15 protein-coding genes are annotated in these 13,989 nt (G+C 66.9%); 12 read left to right on the forward strand and 3 right to left on the reverse strand.

Translation table 11 applies throughout. The features are described 5' to 3' along the window. Positions 1-107 precede the first annotated feature (107 nt). The 11 genes from ACSYAO_RS05490 (at position 108) to ACSYAO_RS05540 (ending at position 10,201) form a co-directional block, all read left to right on the forward strand. The gene (locus ACSYAO_RS05490; RefSeq protein ID WP_197655669.1) at positions 108-1,850 is read left to right on the forward strand and encodes a GGDEF domain-containing protein; all 1,743 of its coding nucleotides are present in this window, start codon (positions 108-110) and stop codon (positions 1,848-1,850) included. Positions 1,851-1,922: 72 nt separating this feature from the next. Then, positions 1,923-2,360 (forward strand): hypothetical protein, encoded by a 438-nt coding sequence (locus ACSYAO_RS05495; RefSeq protein WP_032127634.1) that lies wholly within the window; start codon positions 1,923-1,925, stop codon positions 2,358-2,360. Between the two features lie 14 nt (positions 2,361-2,374). Then, positions 2,375-2,878 carry a GNAT family N-acetyltransferase gene (locus ACSYAO_RS05500; RefSeq protein ID WP_197655670.1) on the forward strand — a complete coding sequence of 168 codons (504 nt, stop codon included), beginning with the start codon at positions 2,375-2,377 and terminating at the stop codon, positions 2,876-2,878. Between the two features lie 128 nt (positions 2,879-3,006). After that, positions 3,007-3,588, forward strand: a complete 582-nt coding sequence (locus ACSYAO_RS05505) for an NMCC_0638 family (lipo)protein (protein WP_197655671.1) — start codon at positions 3,007-3,009, stop codon at positions 3,586-3,588. Between the two features lie 182 nt (positions 3,589-3,770). After that, entirely contained in the window at positions 3,771-4,238 is a 468-nt protein-coding gene (locus tag ACSYAO_RS05510; protein WP_154264921.1) for a DUF2975 domain-containing protein, read from the forward strand. Next, entirely contained in the window at positions 4,238-4,462 is a 225-nt protein-coding gene (locus ACSYAO_RS05515; protein WP_032127628.1) for a helix-turn-helix domain-containing protein, read from the forward strand. Before ACSYAO_RS05510 ends, ACSYAO_RS05515 begins: the two co-directional genes overlap by 1 nt. Positions 4,463-4,505: 43 nt before the next feature. Continuing rightward, entirely contained in the window at positions 4,506-6,044 is a 1,539-nt protein-coding gene (locus ACSYAO_RS05520) for a TerC family protein (protein ID WP_049422754.1), read from the forward strand. 133 nt (positions 6,045-6,177) lie between these two features. Next, the gene (locus ACSYAO_RS05525) at positions 6,178-7,314 is read left to right on the forward strand and encodes a metallophosphoesterase (protein ID WP_164079582.1); all 1,137 of its coding nucleotides are present in this window, start codon (positions 6,178-6,180) and stop codon (positions 7,312-7,314) included. A gap of 27 nt (positions 7,315-7,341) precedes the next feature. Continuing rightward, complete coding sequence (locus tag ACSYAO_RS05530; protein ID WP_197655672.1) at positions 7,342-7,752, forward strand: hypothetical protein; 411 nt, start codon at positions 7,342-7,344, stop codon at positions 7,750-7,752. 97 nt (positions 7,753-7,849) lie between these two features. Further along, positions 7,850-8,863: a hypothetical protein gene (locus tag ACSYAO_RS05535; RefSeq protein ID WP_197655673.1), complete on the forward strand. Its 1,014-nt coding sequence runs from the start codon at positions 7,850-7,852 to the stop codon at positions 8,861-8,863. Positions 8,864-8,941: 78 nt separating this feature from the next. Then, on the forward strand, positions 8,942-10,201 hold the full coding sequence (locus ACSYAO_RS05540; RefSeq protein ID WP_262220545.1) for an MFS transporter: 1,260 nt from the start codon (positions 8,942-8,944) through the stop codon (positions 10,199-10,201). A 4-nt stretch (positions 10,202-10,205) separates the two neighbouring features. On the opposite strand, the gene ACSYAO_RS05545 is transcribed toward ACSYAO_RS05540, so the two are convergent. Continuing rightward, a complete protein-coding gene (locus ACSYAO_RS05545; RefSeq protein ID WP_197655675.1) occupies positions 10,206-11,153 on the reverse strand; it encodes a nucleoside hydrolase in 948 nt (315 codons plus the stop codon). Positions 11,154-11,304: 151 nt separating this feature from the next. On the opposite strand from ACSYAO_RS05545, the gene ACSYAO_RS05550 reads away from it, so the two are divergent. Then, positions 11,305-11,637 carry a hypothetical protein gene (locus ACSYAO_RS05550; protein WP_197655676.1) on the forward strand — a complete coding sequence of 111 codons (333 nt, stop codon included), beginning with the start codon at positions 11,305-11,307 and terminating at the stop codon, positions 11,635-11,637. Positions 11,638-11,785: 148 nt separating this feature from the next. Here the strand turns inward: ACSYAO_RS05550 and ACSYAO_RS05555 are convergent, their stop codons facing one another. Together ACSYAO_RS05555 and ACSYAO_RS05560 are read right to left on the reverse strand one after the other, a co-directional pair. Further along, positions 11,786-12,505: a GntR family transcriptional regulator gene (locus ACSYAO_RS05555; protein WP_012510388.1), complete on the reverse strand. Its 720-nt coding sequence runs from the start codon at positions 12,503-12,505 to the stop codon at positions 11,786-11,788. A 105-nt stretch (positions 12,506-12,610) separates the two neighbouring features. Continuing rightward, positions 12,611-13,978: an SLC13 family permease gene (locus ACSYAO_RS05560; RefSeq protein ID WP_032127621.1), complete on the reverse strand. Its 1,368-nt coding sequence runs from the start codon at positions 13,976-13,978 to the stop codon at positions 12,611-12,613. Between the last annotated feature and the right edge of the window lie 11 nt (positions 13,979-13,989).

The following is a 13,989-nucleotide window of genomic DNA, read 5'->3' on the forward strand; positions in this document are numbered from 1 at the left end:
CGCGTTCGCGGTGGCTGCGGTATGCCTATGGTCACGGTTCGCGCGGCACTGGCTTGGCGCTGCCGGGACCGGCGGCTACAGTGATCCGCACTTCAGGGGAAATTTGCATGGCCGGCAAGGCATCGCCCATCGGACTGCGGACCTGGGTCTGGATCCTGGCAGGGTCGTTCGTGGTCTGTACGCTGCCGTTGATGGCCATCGCGCTGTTCCAGGGCGCGCTGCGCTACAGCGCTGCCGAGGACAACCTGGTCAGCCTGCGCCAGCTGCGCCAGACCTTCGAACTGGCCAACCTGGTCTCGGCCGAACGCGGCCCGGCCAACAGCCTGCTCGGTGCCGACCCGGCCGATGCCAGCGAGCATGCGCGGCTTACGCTGCAGCTGGCGGTGGTACGCAGGCGTGTGGACACCGCGCTGCAGCAGCTGGATGCCGTGTTCACGGCTGATCCGGGCGTGGTGGATGAGCATGGGATGCTGGCAGACGCGCAACGTCGCCTGCAGTCGGCGCGCGCGGGCGTGGACCGGGTGGCAGCGCAGCCGCGCGACGCACGACGCGTCGAAGACGTGGAGCGCGCGATCAGCGGCATGTTTGCCGTGGTCGACCGCCTGCACCTGCTGACCTCGGCACAGATCAACGTACTGGTCCGGGCCGACCGCGAAGCGGCGATTCCAGCCATGCAGGGGCAGGTGCTGATCGACCTGCGCGAGCACGGCGGGCGTCTGGCCTCCAACGTGATGGCGCCGGTGGCGGTACCCGGTGCCTGGCGCAACGAACAGGTGCGCGCGGCGCTGCAGACCGAGGGCCGCCTGCTGGAACTGTGGCGGCTGGCCGGCAGCCACGAATCGGTGTTCCGCAGTGATCCGACGCTGTCCTGGCATTGGGATATGGCGCGCCGGCAGTTCTTCGGCGAGTCACTGCCGATGATCGAACAGCTGATCGACGACGGACGGCGTGGCCTGCCGCCGCCGTGGACCGCTGCCGAGTTCACCACGCGCTACGTGCCGACCCTGCAGTCGCTTGAGGCGCTGCGTGACGGTTACCTGAGTGTGTCCATCGCCAGGTTCGAGCACACCCGCAACCGGGAGGCCACGCGGCTGGCGGTACTTCTGGCCACCGCGCTGGGAACCCTGGTGGTACTGGGTGTGGCGCTGCGTATCGCGCATCTGCAGATCCTGCGGCCTCTGCTGCAGGCACAACGGCAGGTGATCCAGATTGCCTCCGACGCGCCGGGGCCCGAGCAGCATGTCACCCATCCGCTGGCCGAGATGCAGCGCCTGTTCGATGCGATTGAAGTGCTGCGCGAGAAGTCGCGCGAACGCTCGGCGCTGACCAGCGAGCTGCGCCAGCTGGCCGGCACCGATGAATTGACCGGACTGCTGAACCGTCGCGCGCTGGAGGAACTGGTGCAGCAGCGCCACGACGAGGGGCGGATGAGCGCAGTGGTGATCCTGCTGGACGTTGATCGCTTCAAATCGATCAATGATGGTCATGGCCACGATGCGGGTGATGAAGTGTTGGTACAGGTGGCGCAACTGCTGCAGCGCCATCTTCGCCGCAGCGACAGCATTTCCCGCTATGGTGGCGAGGAGTTCCTGGTGCTGCTGGCCGACGGTGACCTGGCCGCTGGCCGACAGCTGGCCGAATCGCTGCGGCTTGCGCTGCAGCAGCTGGACATCGTGGTGGCCGGCGGTACCGTGCTGCGGGTGACCGCCAGCTTCGGCGTGGCCCGCGGTGCTACCGACGCCTTGGGCTGGCGGACCCTGCTGCGTGCCGCCGATGCGGCCATGTACCAGGCCAAGGCGCAGGGCCGCGACCGCGTGCGGGTCGCCGGTGGTGGGCGCATTCCACGCTGAAACATCATGTTCATCGCTGGCGCACGCATGGCTGCCTAGACTGGACCTTCGACCATTTGGCAGGAGCGCATCATGACCGTTCGCCCCGTCGTTGCTGCAGCGCTGCTGGCCGGGATGCTGGCCGGCTGTACCTCCACTTCGTCGCAGACCGCTGCGGATGCGCCACGCCACCCCTCGGTTGCCGCCGACCTGAGCCCGGTGCCGGCTTTCACCGGCGGCGGTGCGGGTTGGAGCATTGAGATCGCCTCCACCGGCCAGGGCAACCACGATGCCAGCCTCAGCGCTGACGGCCGTACCCACAAGGGCACGCTGCGCTATCCGGGGCAGCCGGCCGATGCACCGAGCTCGCTGATCGTGCTCAACGGCGAGCTTGGCCAGCAGCCCGCCATCGTCGAGATCAAGCGTGAGTCGTGTCGCACTGCCGAAGGTGTGGACACCCTGGCCAGCGTGCAGGTGACGATGGAAGGGCAGCCGCAGCGCCGCGGTTGTGGCCACCTGGCCGTGTACTGATCCTGTGCGCCGTCGTGCTTGAGATTCCAACCCTGCACACCGTGCGCCTGCGGCTGCGTCCACAGCAGCTGGATGACTTCGGCGTCTATGCCGCGTTCCTGGCCTCGCCGCGTGCGCGGGGCATGGGCGGGCCGTTCGGTGAGGTGGCGGCGTGGGGGCAGTTCTGCCATGACCTCGCCAGCTGGCATCTGTTCGGCCATGGCGCGTTGATGATCGAGCGTGCCGATACGGGAGCCTGCATCGGCCAGGTCGGGATCAATCATGGCCCGCTGTTTCCTGAAAAGGAGCTGGGCTGGTTGCTGTACGACGGCCATGAAGGGCAGGGGTTCGCCACCGAGGCGGCCGGCGCGCTGCGCGACTGGGCCTTCGTGGTGGCGCAGCTGCCGACCCTGGTCAGCTACATGGCGCCGGACAATATGGCATCACAGGCCGTTGCGCAGCGGCTGGGCGGCGTGCTCGATGTGCAGGCCGCGCGCAGCGATGCGGATGATCTGGTCTACCGCTACAGCACCCGGTAGTGCCGGCCGCTGGCCGGCATCATCGGTGCACCCGGGGGCGTCATCTACGCATGTCAAGCCATGACCCATTGCGCGTGGCGCCCGGGCTTTGCCATCCTCCCTGCTGTTTTCCGTAGCGTGGAATCCCGATGCGTCCTGTGTTCTGGCTGGCTTTGGCCCTGCTGCCCACCCTGGCGGTGGCGCAACCCGCGCGTACTGCAAAGGCCAAGGCCCCAGCGCAGGATCCCTTCAGCGAGCTGTTCGATACTGCCTGCATGCAGCACATCGGTGCCCCGGCGCGGTTGCAGTCGCTGATGGAATCCAATGGGCTGTCGCCGTTGCAGCCCGCCGAAGCCGCGACGCTGTTGCAGGGGCAATCGGGCGTGGCCTGGATGGTGCCTCTGGCCAGTGGCCGCTATGCGGTGAGCTGGGCTGACGATGGCACGTGTACGGTCTACGCCGAAAAGGCCGACGCGGCGGTCGTGCAGAAGGGATTCGCCCGGTTGGTGCAGGCCGCACCGAAGTCGTTGCAGGTGCGGTCGCTGCCAGGGCGTGGGCCGCTGTCGGCCGATCAGGTGGCCATCCAGTACGGCTGGGCCACGCCGGGGCAGGGCAAGCTGCAGGTGCGATTCCGCCTGGTCACACGGCAGGCGGCCGAAGCCGGCGTGCAGGCGATGGCCTCGGCGGCCCCGGGCGAAGCGATGCTGGTGCAGGGCGCGCCTGGGCCCTGAAGGGCCCACGCTCGCGATTCAGCCTTTCACGCGGCAAGTGGTATATCGTTTATCGATAAATCCACCCGGGGCGGCGAGGCCACCCCAATGCCGGAGGCCGCTTGACCGCTCGTCCCGCCCGCGCCAGACCCGCGCGAGGCTTGTTCACCCTGGCCCAGGCCGCCGTACAGGCGGTGCGGGCGATGTGCTGGCTGGGCATCCTGGCCGCACTGCTGGCCGTGCCGCTGGTCGCCCACGACCGCAGCTGGCTGCTCGACAGCATCCACGACGCTGATGCCGCTGCCGTGCATGGCAGCGACCTGTTCCTGCATTTCTGCCTGGGCCTGGGCGCGATCGTCGCGCTGCTGGTGCTGTGCCTGATGTTCCTGCGCCACCTGCTGCGGCTGTTGAAGTCGGCGGCGCGCGAGCGGCCGTTCACCCACGCCAATGCACAGCGGCTGCAACGCATGGCGTGGCTGATGCTGGCAATGGAGCTGCTGTCGATCCTGATCGGCGCCTACGCGGCCTGGATGGGCCCGGACTTCACCTGGATGGAGGTGGGCGGCGGCATGTCGATCACCGGCCTGGTCGCGGTGCTGATGCTGTTCGTACTGGCCCGCGTGTTCGCGGTGGGTGCAGCGATGCGCGACGATCTTGATGGTGTCATCTGATGGCGATCGTCATCACCCTGGACCGCATGCTGCAGGAACGGGGCATGACCCTGTCCGAGCTGGCCGGGCGCATCGACATCACCCTGGCCAATCTCTCGATCCTGAAGACCGGCAAGGCGCGCGCCATCCGCTTTTCCACACTTGATGCGATCTGCCGTGAGCTGCAGTGCACGCCCGGTGACCTGCTCGGGCATGACCCGGCGCAGGCGCAGGAGGCTGACTGAGTGTTTCCCCTTTTCCCTTACCTACTGACGAAACGGACCTGAAATGGAATGGTTGGCTGACCCCTCGATATGGATGGGCCTTGCAACCCTGGTCGTGCTGGAGATCGTTCTCGGCATCGACAACCTGGTGTTCATCGCGATCCTGGCCGACAAACTGCCGCCGCACCAGCGTGACCGCGCGCGGGTGATCGGCCTGGCGCTGGCCCTGCTGATGCGGCTGGTGCTGCTGGCCGCGCTGGCATGGATCATGAAGTTGACCGAACCGCTGCTCACGCTGTTCGACCACAGCTTCTCCGGGCGTGACCTGATCCTGCTGGGCGGTGGTCTGTTCCTGCTGTTCAAGGGCACGATGGAACTGCACGAGCGGTTGGAGGGCCGCGAGCATCACGAGGATGGCAAGAAGGTCTACGCCAGCTTCGCGATGGTGGTGGCTCAGATCGTGGTGCTCGATGCGGTGTTCTCGCTGGACTCGGTGATCACCGCAGTTGGTATGGTCGACAACCTGGGCGTGATGTATGCCGCGGTGACCATCGCGATGGTGCTGATGCTGGTGGCCAGCAAGCCACTGACCCGTTTCGTCAACAAGCATCCTACGGTGGTCGTGCTGTGCCTGGGCTTCCTGTTGATGATCGGTTTCAGCCTGGTGGCCGAAGGCCTGGGCTACAAGATCCCGAAGGGTTATCTGTACGCGGCGATCGCCTTCTCGATCCTGGTTGAAGCCTTCAACCAGTGGGTGCGCTTCAATCGCGAGCGCAACGAGCGCCGCCAGCCGTTCCGTCAACGTACTGCCGACGCCGTACTGAGGATGCTCGGCGCGCGGCCGGCCAACGGCCATCACGACGAAGAGGCCAGCGAGCAGGTGGATGCTGAAGAGCGCCTGCAGCCGGCCGAGCACGAGATGATCCGCAGCGTGCTGGGCCTGGCTGATCGCCCGGTGTCGAGCGTGATGACCGTGCGTGCCGACGTGCAGTGGATCGACCTGGCACGTGGGCAGGAGGATGTGGTGGCACGCCTGGTGGCATCGCCGCACACCCGCCTGCTGGTGGGTGATGGCGACCTGGACAGCCTGCGCGGCGTGGTGCAGAGCCGCGACCTTCTGGCCGACCTGCTGCAGGGCAGGCCGCTGCAGCTGGAGGGCAACCTGCGCGAGCCGCAGTACGTGCTGTCCAGCGCCAGCGCACTGCAGGCGCTGGAACTGATCCGCCAGCACCCGGTGCCGTTGGCGGTAGCGGTGGACGAGTACGGCAGTGTGGAAGGCCTGGTGACCGCCAACGATCTGCTGGCGGCCATTGCCGGTGACCTGGTCGACACCCAGGACGAGCGCTATGGCGTGGAGGCGCAGGGCGAGAACCAGTGGGAGGCCGACGGTGCGCTGACCCTGGACGACCTGCAGCGCCTGGCCGGCGTGTCGCTGCCGCGCAGTGCCGACTACATGACCATCTCCGGTCTGGTGCTGGAGCGTCTGGGGCGCCTGCCGGACATCGGTGACACGGTGGAGATTGCGGATGTACGCATTACCGTACTGGCAATGGAGAAGCGTCGCATCGCCCGCCTGCGGGTTGAACGCATCGGGCTTTCGTAGAGTCGAGCCTGCTCGACTGGCCCTCTGTAGAGTCGAGCCATGCTCGACTGCCTCCTGAGCAGCCGGGTACGGGCCCGGCTCTACACAACACTGCCGGCAACCGTCACCATGGCGGGCCCGTTTTCCTTCCCGGATGGTTGCAGTGCTGAGTACGATCGGTTTGTTGATGGGCCTGTATGTGGCCTGGCGCCTGTTCTGGCCACTACGCATGCCCATCTGGATGAAGGTCGTGCTGTCGCTGCTGCTGGTGAGCGTTGCCGTGCAGCTGCGCATCGTCGCCATGTTCTGGGGCACGATGGCCTCGCCGGAAATCCCGAAGCTGGCCATCGCCTCGTTGGCCACGGGTTCGACTGCCGTACTGCTGCTGGCGCTGTTCCTGCTGGTGCTGGACGCGGGCCTGCTGGTGTCGCGCATCCTGCGCAGGCCACGTGCTGTATCGGCGTTGCGCGCGCCGAAGCTGCGCCCGGCGGCGGGTGTGCTGGCGCTGCTGGTCAGCGCCTATGGCGTCAGCCAGGGAATGGCGGTGCCCAAGCCCAGGCAGATCGAGGTGAGCATCGCCGGGTTGCCGGCCGGGTTCGACGGCTATCGCGTGCTGCAGCTGACCGACATCCATGCCAGCCGCCTGCTGACCGGCGACTGGGTGCGCAGGGTGGTGGAGGAGAGCAACGCACTGAAGCCGGACCTGATCGTGATCACTGGCGATCTGATCGACGGCAGTGTCGAGGCCCGTCGCGACGACGCGCGTCCGTTGGCCGACCTGCAGGCGCCGGATGGCGTCATTGCCATCACCGGCAATCACGAGTACTACGCGCAGTACCAGGACTGGATGCAGGCGTTCCGCGCGCTGCACATGCAGGTGCTGGAGAACAGTCATCTGCAGGTACGACGCGGTGACGCGGCGCTGACCATTGCCGGCGTCACCGACCCGGTGGCCGCACGCTACGGTCTGCCGCTGCCGGACCTGGAGGCCGCGCTGGCTGGCGCCGATCCGGGCGCGCCGGTGATCCTGCTCGACCATCGCCCGCGCAACGCACGCGAGGCTGCCGCGCGTGGGGTGAAGCTGCAGCTGTCCGGGCATACACATGGCGGCCAGATCATTGGCATGGACCAGCTGGTGAAGCGCGCCAATGGCGGTTATGTGTCGGGGCGTTACGAGGTGGATGGCATGACACTGTACGTTAGCAATGGTGCTGGCCTGTGGGCCGGTTTCCCGGCACGCATCGGCGTTCCTTCGGAGATCACCCTGATCACCCTGCGCCGCGCCCCGTGACCCCTGACAAACCACATGGAAGGAACCATGGCCCATCCCCGCGCACCCATGGAACGTCTGATCCGCGCCAATGCGGACGAGATCAATCGGCTGCGCCAAGCCATCCGCGAAGCCGCTGGCGCGCGCTGGCGTGGCCCGGAAGAAATGCAGCGGCACACAGCAGCCTGCGCGGAATACAACCAGCGCTATGAACAGCTTGCTTTCCCGGGTGGCTACGCCAATGCACTGAAGCAACTTGCCGAACGCGATCCAGATACGGTGGATGTCGTGCTGACCTTCCTTGAGGTGCGCCCGTACTTCTTCCGTTCCGGATATATGTGGAAGACGCTGCTGAAGCGTGTGCAGCGGGTGCCGATGGGCGCGAAGCAGCAGGCCCGGATGCAGAAGATCCTCGATGCCTACGCCGCTTACAGGGCGGTAAGCCAGCACACCGGGTAGCTCCACGCCATGCGTGGAGGTCGCGCAGCACCCAGCGTCCCAGCCGGCCCCGGATCGGCGATCATCTGCACTGGGTTCTGAAACCAGGAAACACGCAATGCAGGGAGCGCATCATTCAATCCGGCGTCCGCGCCACGTCGCGCTGCTGGTTGGTCTGCTCGCGCTGGCGGCATGCCAGCGCACAACGGATGCGCCGACCGGAGCACCCGCAGCGGGCACACCGCTTGCCGCCCCGGCCATGGCAGAAGACCTCTCTCCGCTGCTCGATGCGCTGCCGAGCTGCGTGCTGGACGGCTGGTACATCGACGTTCAGACCGATCGCCCGGCCCATCCCTGGCTGGCCGCGAATGCGCCGAAACCCTGCAAGGTGGACGAAGAGAATGAGATCGCCACGTTCTGCACGGGTGGGCAATGGAAAGGATTGCCGGTGGAAGAGGTGATCCTGCCGACGATGACGTTCGTCTCGTTCCGTGGGGCCAGGATTGCCTTGCCGTTGGAGAAGGCGCGTTCAATCGCCCGCCAGCACCTGGGGCAGGACTTCCCGGGTGGCGCGGCTTACGAAGCGGGCCGCGAACCGAAGCTGATGGCTGATCCTGAAGATGCGCAGCGCTCGTGGCTGCTGTGCAGCACGCCGGAGCCGGGAGATGACGCGGGCAGCCAGGCAGGCGTGAGCTATTCCGGCATGAACCTGCCCTACGACCACGACAGTTGCAGCTACCGCTACAGCCCGGTCGACTTCTGCGATGCGCGGCACCGGGCCGCCATTGAAGAAGCTCTCCAGCATCAGAAGCCCAATTTCAACCAGCACTATCTGCTGGTACAGGTCGATGATCGTCCCGAGTACTTCCAGCGCACGCTGGTGCTGGTCGACACCCGCACCGGACGCGCCACGCCATTGCCGATCGATGCCTTCACCGGCCCGGCGGGGAAGGGCGGAGACGCCGCCGGCTACGGGACCCTGGAAACGGGTGCGGACCAGCAGCAGTTCTGCCTTGATGGTGCGTTGCTGGTCTACCGCGTTTTCGAGGAAGGACGCTTCTGCTTCGGCTTTGACGGTGAGCGATTCACCGGCCATGAAACCCAATACATGCAGGCGACGGACAGCCGATGACCGGTATTTCACCCCGGCCATGACATCCTGCCCCGAACCTGCGCAACCGGGATCGAGGCTGTTGAAGGCGAACACGCAATGACTGCCGAGCGGCAGCGCTCGATGTGGGTGGCCGGCCTGTCCACGGTGGTGGAGTGGTACGACTTCACCTTGTACCTGTACTTCGCCACGGTGCTGTCGCGGGTGTTCTTCGGTGGTGGCGAGCAGGCGCTGCTGGTCACCCTGGCCGGCTTTGCGGTGTCCTACCTTATGCGCCCGCTGGGCGCACTGTGCTTCGGCCACCTGGGCGACCGCCTGGGCCGGCGCTGGATGCTGCTGGCATCGATGGCCTTGATGGCAGCGGCGATGCTGGCCACCGCGCTGCTGCCGACAGCGGCCACGGCGGGCACTACGGCGGGCGTGCTGCTGTTGGTGCTGCGCTGCGTGATGGCGTTCTCGGTAGGTGGTGAGTACACCGGCGTGGTGGCGTATCTACTGGAAAGCGCGCCGGTGCGGCGACGTGGCCTGGTGACCTCGCTGGCATCGGCGGCCAGTGAAGTGGGCGCGCTACTGGCGGTAGCGATCTCCGCGCTGACCGTGGCGCTGTTGCCCACCGCGCAGCTGGACAGCTGGGGCTGGCGCATTCCGTTCTTCTTCGGTGCCGCGCTGGCACTGGTGATCCTGGTCGCGCGCTCGGGCATGCACGAATCGCCGGAGTTCGAACGCCAGCGTCGCGAGGGCAGTATTCCGGCTACGCCGCTTCGCCACGTATTGCGTAACCACCCGCTGGCAGTAGCGCGCACGTTCGCGATCTCGGCGCTGGGCTCGATTACTTACTACGTCGGCATCACCTATGTGCCCGCATTCCTGCATGCGCGGGGCCACGATGAGGGCGATGCGCTGTGGCTGTCGACGATTGCGGCCGTGGCGGTCATCGCGATCACGCCCCTGTGCGGCGCATTGTCCGACCGCGTCGGACGAAGGCCGGTGCTGTTGGGCCTGACCGTGCTGGCAGCGCTGCTGCCGCTGTCCCTGTTCGCGTGGATGGCGCAGGCGACGCCGCTGGGCATCGCGCTGGCCGCGGTATTGCTGGCCTGCGTGGCCGGTGGCGTGAGCGCGGTGGCGGCCCCGGCCACGGCCGAGCAGTTCCCCGGCGAAGGGCGGGTCAGCGGGCTGGCACTGGGGGTGACCATGGCCACGGCGTTCTTCGGCGGGGCAACGCCATGGCTGGCGCAATGGTGGGTGGAGCGCAGCGGCTGGGCAGCGGCGCCGGGCGCGATGATCGCGCTGGTGGCGGTGCTGGTGCTGCCGGTGCTGTGGACCCTGCCCGAGACGGTCCCGGGCAGGGCCAGGCGCTAGCAGGTCAGACCTTCAGGGTCTGCTCGATGTCGGCCAGTACCGCGGCCGCATCCACGCCGATGGCAATCGACTGCACCACGTGGCCATCCCACACGCTGGGACCGAACGCCAGGCCTTCCGGCTTGGGAATGGTCATGCCGCGGGCGACACCGTCGGTGGCCACGCGCACGCTGGCGTGCTCGAACTGGAACAGCTCCGGGCGGGTCAGCGCGATGCACGCGCAGCAGTCGTGCACGACCATGCCCTTGTGGCCGGCCTGCAGGTAGAAGTCCACGTAGTCCTGCGACAGCGCACGCACCAGCTCGGCGTCGGCACCGCCGATGGCAGCCAGCGTGTCCAGGCCGTCACGGTCCATTTCCACGCGGGTGGTCACGTCCAGGCCGATCGCAGTAACCGGCCAGCTGGCGGTGAACACCACGTCGGCGGCTTCGGCATCGCCCCAGATGTTGGCCTCGGCGGCCGGGGTGATGTTGCCGTTGACGTGGAAAGCGCCACCCATGATCACCACGCCGCGCACCAGGCCGGCGATGTCCGGGGCCTGCTGCAGGGCCAGGGCCAGGTTGGTCATGCGGCCGACCGCGACCAGGGTCACCTCGCCCGGATGGGCGCGGACCAGGTCGATGATCAGCTGGTGGGCGGGGCGCGCATCGGCGGCCACGTCCAGGCTGGCCGGCACCGGGTGGTTGCCCAGGCCGTTGTGGCCATGGATGTGAACCGGCCAGGCTTCCGGGGTGGCTTCCGGCTGCAGCGGGCCGCCGGCACCGCGTGCGACCGGAGCGGCAAAGCCCCAGGCCTGCTTCAGGTACAGCGCATTGTGCGTGGTCGACTCCACCGAGGCGTTGCCGAAGGTGGTGGTGACGCCGATCAGGTCGATCTGTGCGTGCTTGTGCAGGTACAGCAGCGCCAGGGCGTCGTCGACGCCCGGGTCGGTATCGAAAATGACTTTCAGCATGTTGTTGTTCTTCTTCTTCCGTGTGGTGCGGGGGGCGCCGGCGGCCCGGAAGCAGGCCGGCGCGCCCTACATTGTCCCATCTTCATGACAGGCAGGGCCATTGCCGGGGTGGCAGGCCATAATGCCCCCAGTCCAGGCATGGAGTCGCCGAATGCTGATCGTTACCCTTCTGCTGGTCCTGCTGGTGCTGGGCCTGAACGTGGTGGCTACCGTGGTGATCGTCAGGCGCGATGGCCTGTCGGCCGGGGGGCGGGCGGTGCAGCTGCTGCTGGTCTGGCTGCTGCCGCTGGTCGGTGCGATCCTGTGCATGGCAGTGGCCACGGCCGATGGCTCACCCGCGCGGAGCGATGGCAGTGGCGGTGGGCCCGCCGATTTCTCCGGCGGCTATTCCGGGGACAGCCACAGTCATCACAGCTACAGCAGCTCCGACTGTGGAAGCGACGGCGGCAGCAGTGACGGTGGTGCTGGCAGCTGCAGCGATTGAGGTCTCTGTAGAGTCGAGCCATGCTCGACTGCACTTCGCTCCAACGCCGCGGTGCCTGATCGAAAGGCAGTCGAGCATGGCTCGACTCTACAGAACAGCGGTTGGCTGCGGCCGGTAGTGCCGGCCGCTGGCCGGCAACCTCAACAGCTCAGCCGCCGCCTTCGGTCGGCAACGGCGCGGGAACGTTCAACAGGCCCCCTGCCGCCACATAGGCGGCCAGTGCCTGGCCCTGGCTCAGCAGATGGCGTTCCATGGTGCGTTCGGCAGCCTGCGCGTCGCGGCGGCGGAAGCATTCCATCAGCTCGCGGTGTTCGGCCAGCGACTGCGCGGTGCGACCCGGGGTCAGCAGCTGGCGGCCACGATGCATCTTCAGGATGCGGTGCAGGTCGTGGGTGATGCGGATCAGCCACGGGTTGCCCGCGTAGTGCTGCACGGTTTCGTGGATCAGGTAGTTGTTGCGGTAGTACTCGGCGATGTTGCCCTCGGCCGCCGCTGCTTCCATCGCTGCATGCAGGTCTTCCAACTGCTGCACGCCGGCGTCGTCGATGTGCTTCACCGCCTCATGCGCGCAACGGCCTTCCAGCATCGCCATCACCGGGAACAGCTGGTTGAGGTCTTCCAGCGTCAACCGGGTGACCCGGCTGCCACGACCGGCATCGATCTGCACCAGGCCTTCGGCGGCCAGCAGCTTCAGCGCCTCGCGCAGGGGCGTGCGGCTGATGCCCAGTTCTTCGCACAGCGCGGGCTCGTCGATCCATTCTCCCGGCGGCAGCCGGTAATCGTAGATGCGCTCGCGCACGTGTTCGGCCACCTCTTCGTACAGGGGTGCGCGCTTCTTCGGTGACCGCGGGGCAGGGGCAATGGCCATGGTGGAAGTGTACCGCCAGGTAGTGCCGGCCGCTGGCCGGCAACCCATGATTGCTGGATGGCTTCATGAGAGTGCCGGCCAGCGGCCGGCACTACCGTTGGGTCGTTACATCCAGCCTGGCACCACGAACACCAGCCAGGCCAGCAACGGCCCCAGTGCCACCACCAGGCCGCTGTAGACCAGGAAGCGGCGGAACAGGGTCTCGCGCTCTTCCTTCGCTGCCGAGGCCACCACCAGTGCGCCATTGGTCGAGAACGGGCTGACATCGACGATGGTGGATGACACCGCCAGCGCGCAGATCACGCCGGCGGCGCTGAGGTGGCCCTGCATCAGGAACGGCACCGCCAATGGGATCGTCGCGCCGAGTACCGCTGCCGACGAAGCGAATGCGGAGACGATGCCGCCGACGTAGCAGACCAGCAGCGCACCGAGCAGCGGGATGCCGATGTCGGACACACCGTTGCCGATGAAGTCCACCGCGCCGGCATGTTCCAGCACGCCGATGTAGGTCACCACGCCGCAGATCAGCAGCACGGTGGACCAGCTGATGCCATCGACCGCACCCTTCTGGCTCTGCGGGGACAACAGCGCCAGCGCCACCGCCACGGTGATCGAGACCAGGCCGACGTTGAGGTTGTAGATCAGCGCGGCCACGCCCAGGCCGAGCAGGCCGATCAGGGTGAACAACCGCTCGCGGGTCAGGTTCACCGCATCCAGTGCCACCGGATCATTGCTGAGCGTGCCGCCGCCTGCCGCGACCAGCGCGCCATGACCTTCGATCGCGAACTGGCGCGACGACGCCTGCGGGCCACCGGCCATCGCCAGCTCGGCATTGCCGAGTGTTCCTGCTGCGGTGATCGAGCCACGGCGCAGCAGGGCGATGCCACCAAAGGCGAAGAAGCAGATCGTCGCCATCATGAAGTTGAAGCCCAGACTGGTCAGGAACACCGCCATCTCGGTCACTTCCAGCCCGGCTTTCTGCACCACGCCATTGGTGATGCTGCCGTACACGCTGATCGGCGAGAAGCCGCCCGCCTGCGCACCATGGATGACCAGCAGGCCCATCATCAGTGGATTGATGTTGTACTGCTTGGCAAAGCGCAGCGCGACCGGGCCGATGATCGCGACCGCCGCTGGGCCCAGTGCACCGAACGCAGTGAGGACCGCGGTGATCACGAACATCACCCACGGAATGGCCACGATATGGCCGCGAACGGCTTTCACTGCCCAGTGCACCAGCAGGTCGATGGTGCCGTTCTTCTGCGCGATGGCGAACAGATAGGTGATGCCGACCAGGGTCAGGAACAGATCGCCGGGAAAGCCGGCCAGGACCTCCTTGCCGCCCATGTCGACCCACAGCCCGCCGATGATGAAGGCCAGCGCGAAGGCGACGGCACCCATGTTGATCGGCATCGCGGTGGCGACGATGAACATGATCACCAGACCGATGATCGTTGCGATTTGTGGACTCATGCGCCCTCCCA

Origin of the sequence: Stenotrophomonas sp. STK16_22 (assembly GCF_051984505.1) — a bacterium.
GTDB lineage: Bacteria > Pseudomonadota > Gammaproteobacteria > Xanthomonadales > Xanthomonadaceae > Stenotrophomonas > Stenotrophomonas maltophilia_A.

Bases quoted from the DNA above. Each gene is read 5' to 3' on its own strand.
- ACSYAO_RS05490 (WP_197655669.1), top strand. From the start codon at position 108: ATGGCCGGCAAGGCATCGCCCATCGGACTGCGGACCTGGGTCTGGATC.
- ACSYAO_RS05495 (WP_032127634.1), top strand. From the start codon at position 1,923: ATGACCGTTCGCCCCGTCGTTGCTGCAGCGCTGCTGGCCGGGATGCTG.
- ACSYAO_RS05505 (WP_197655671.1), top strand. From the start codon at position 3,007: ATGCGTCCTGTGTTCTGGCTGGCTTTGGCCCTGCTGCCCACCCTGGCG.
- ACSYAO_RS05510 (WP_154264921.1), top strand. From the start codon at position 3,771: ATGTGCTGGCTGGGCATCCTGGCCGCACTGCTGGCCGTGCCGCTGGTC.
- ACSYAO_RS05515 (WP_032127628.1), top strand. From the start codon at position 4,238: ATGGCGATCGTCATCACCCTGGACCGCATGCTGCAGGAACGGGGCATG.
- ACSYAO_RS05520 (WP_049422754.1), top strand. From the start codon at position 4,506: ATGGAATGGTTGGCTGACCCCTCGATATGGATGGGCCTTGCAACCCTG.
- ACSYAO_RS05525 (WP_164079582.1), top strand. From the start codon at position 6,178: ATGGTTGCAGTGCTGAGTACGATCGGTTTGTTGATGGGCCTGTATGTG.
- ACSYAO_RS05530 (WP_197655672.1), top strand. From the start codon at position 7,342: ATGGCCCATCCCCGCGCACCCATGGAACGTCTGATCCGCGCCAATGCG.
- ACSYAO_RS05535 (WP_197655673.1), top strand. From the start codon at position 7,850: ATGCAGGGAGCGCATCATTCAATCCGGCGTCCGCGCCACGTCGCGCTG.
- ACSYAO_RS05540 (WP_262220545.1), top strand. From the start codon at position 8,942: ATGACTGCCGAGCGGCAGCGCTCGATGTGGGTGGCCGGCCTGTCCACG.
- ACSYAO_RS05545 (WP_197655675.1), bottom strand. From the start codon at position 11,153: ATGCTGAAAGTCATTTTCGATACCGACCCGGGCGTCGACGACGCCCTG.
- ACSYAO_RS05550 (WP_197655676.1), top strand. From the start codon at position 11,305: ATGCTGATCGTTACCCTTCTGCTGGTCCTGCTGGTGCTGGGCCTGAAC.
- ACSYAO_RS05555 (WP_012510388.1), bottom strand. From the start codon at position 12,505: ATGGCCATTGCCCCTGCCCCGCGGTCACCGAAGAAGCGCGCACCCCTG.
- ACSYAO_RS05560 (WP_032127621.1), bottom strand. From the start codon at position 13,978: ATGAGTCCACAAATCGCAACGATCATCGGTCTGGTGATCATGTTCATC.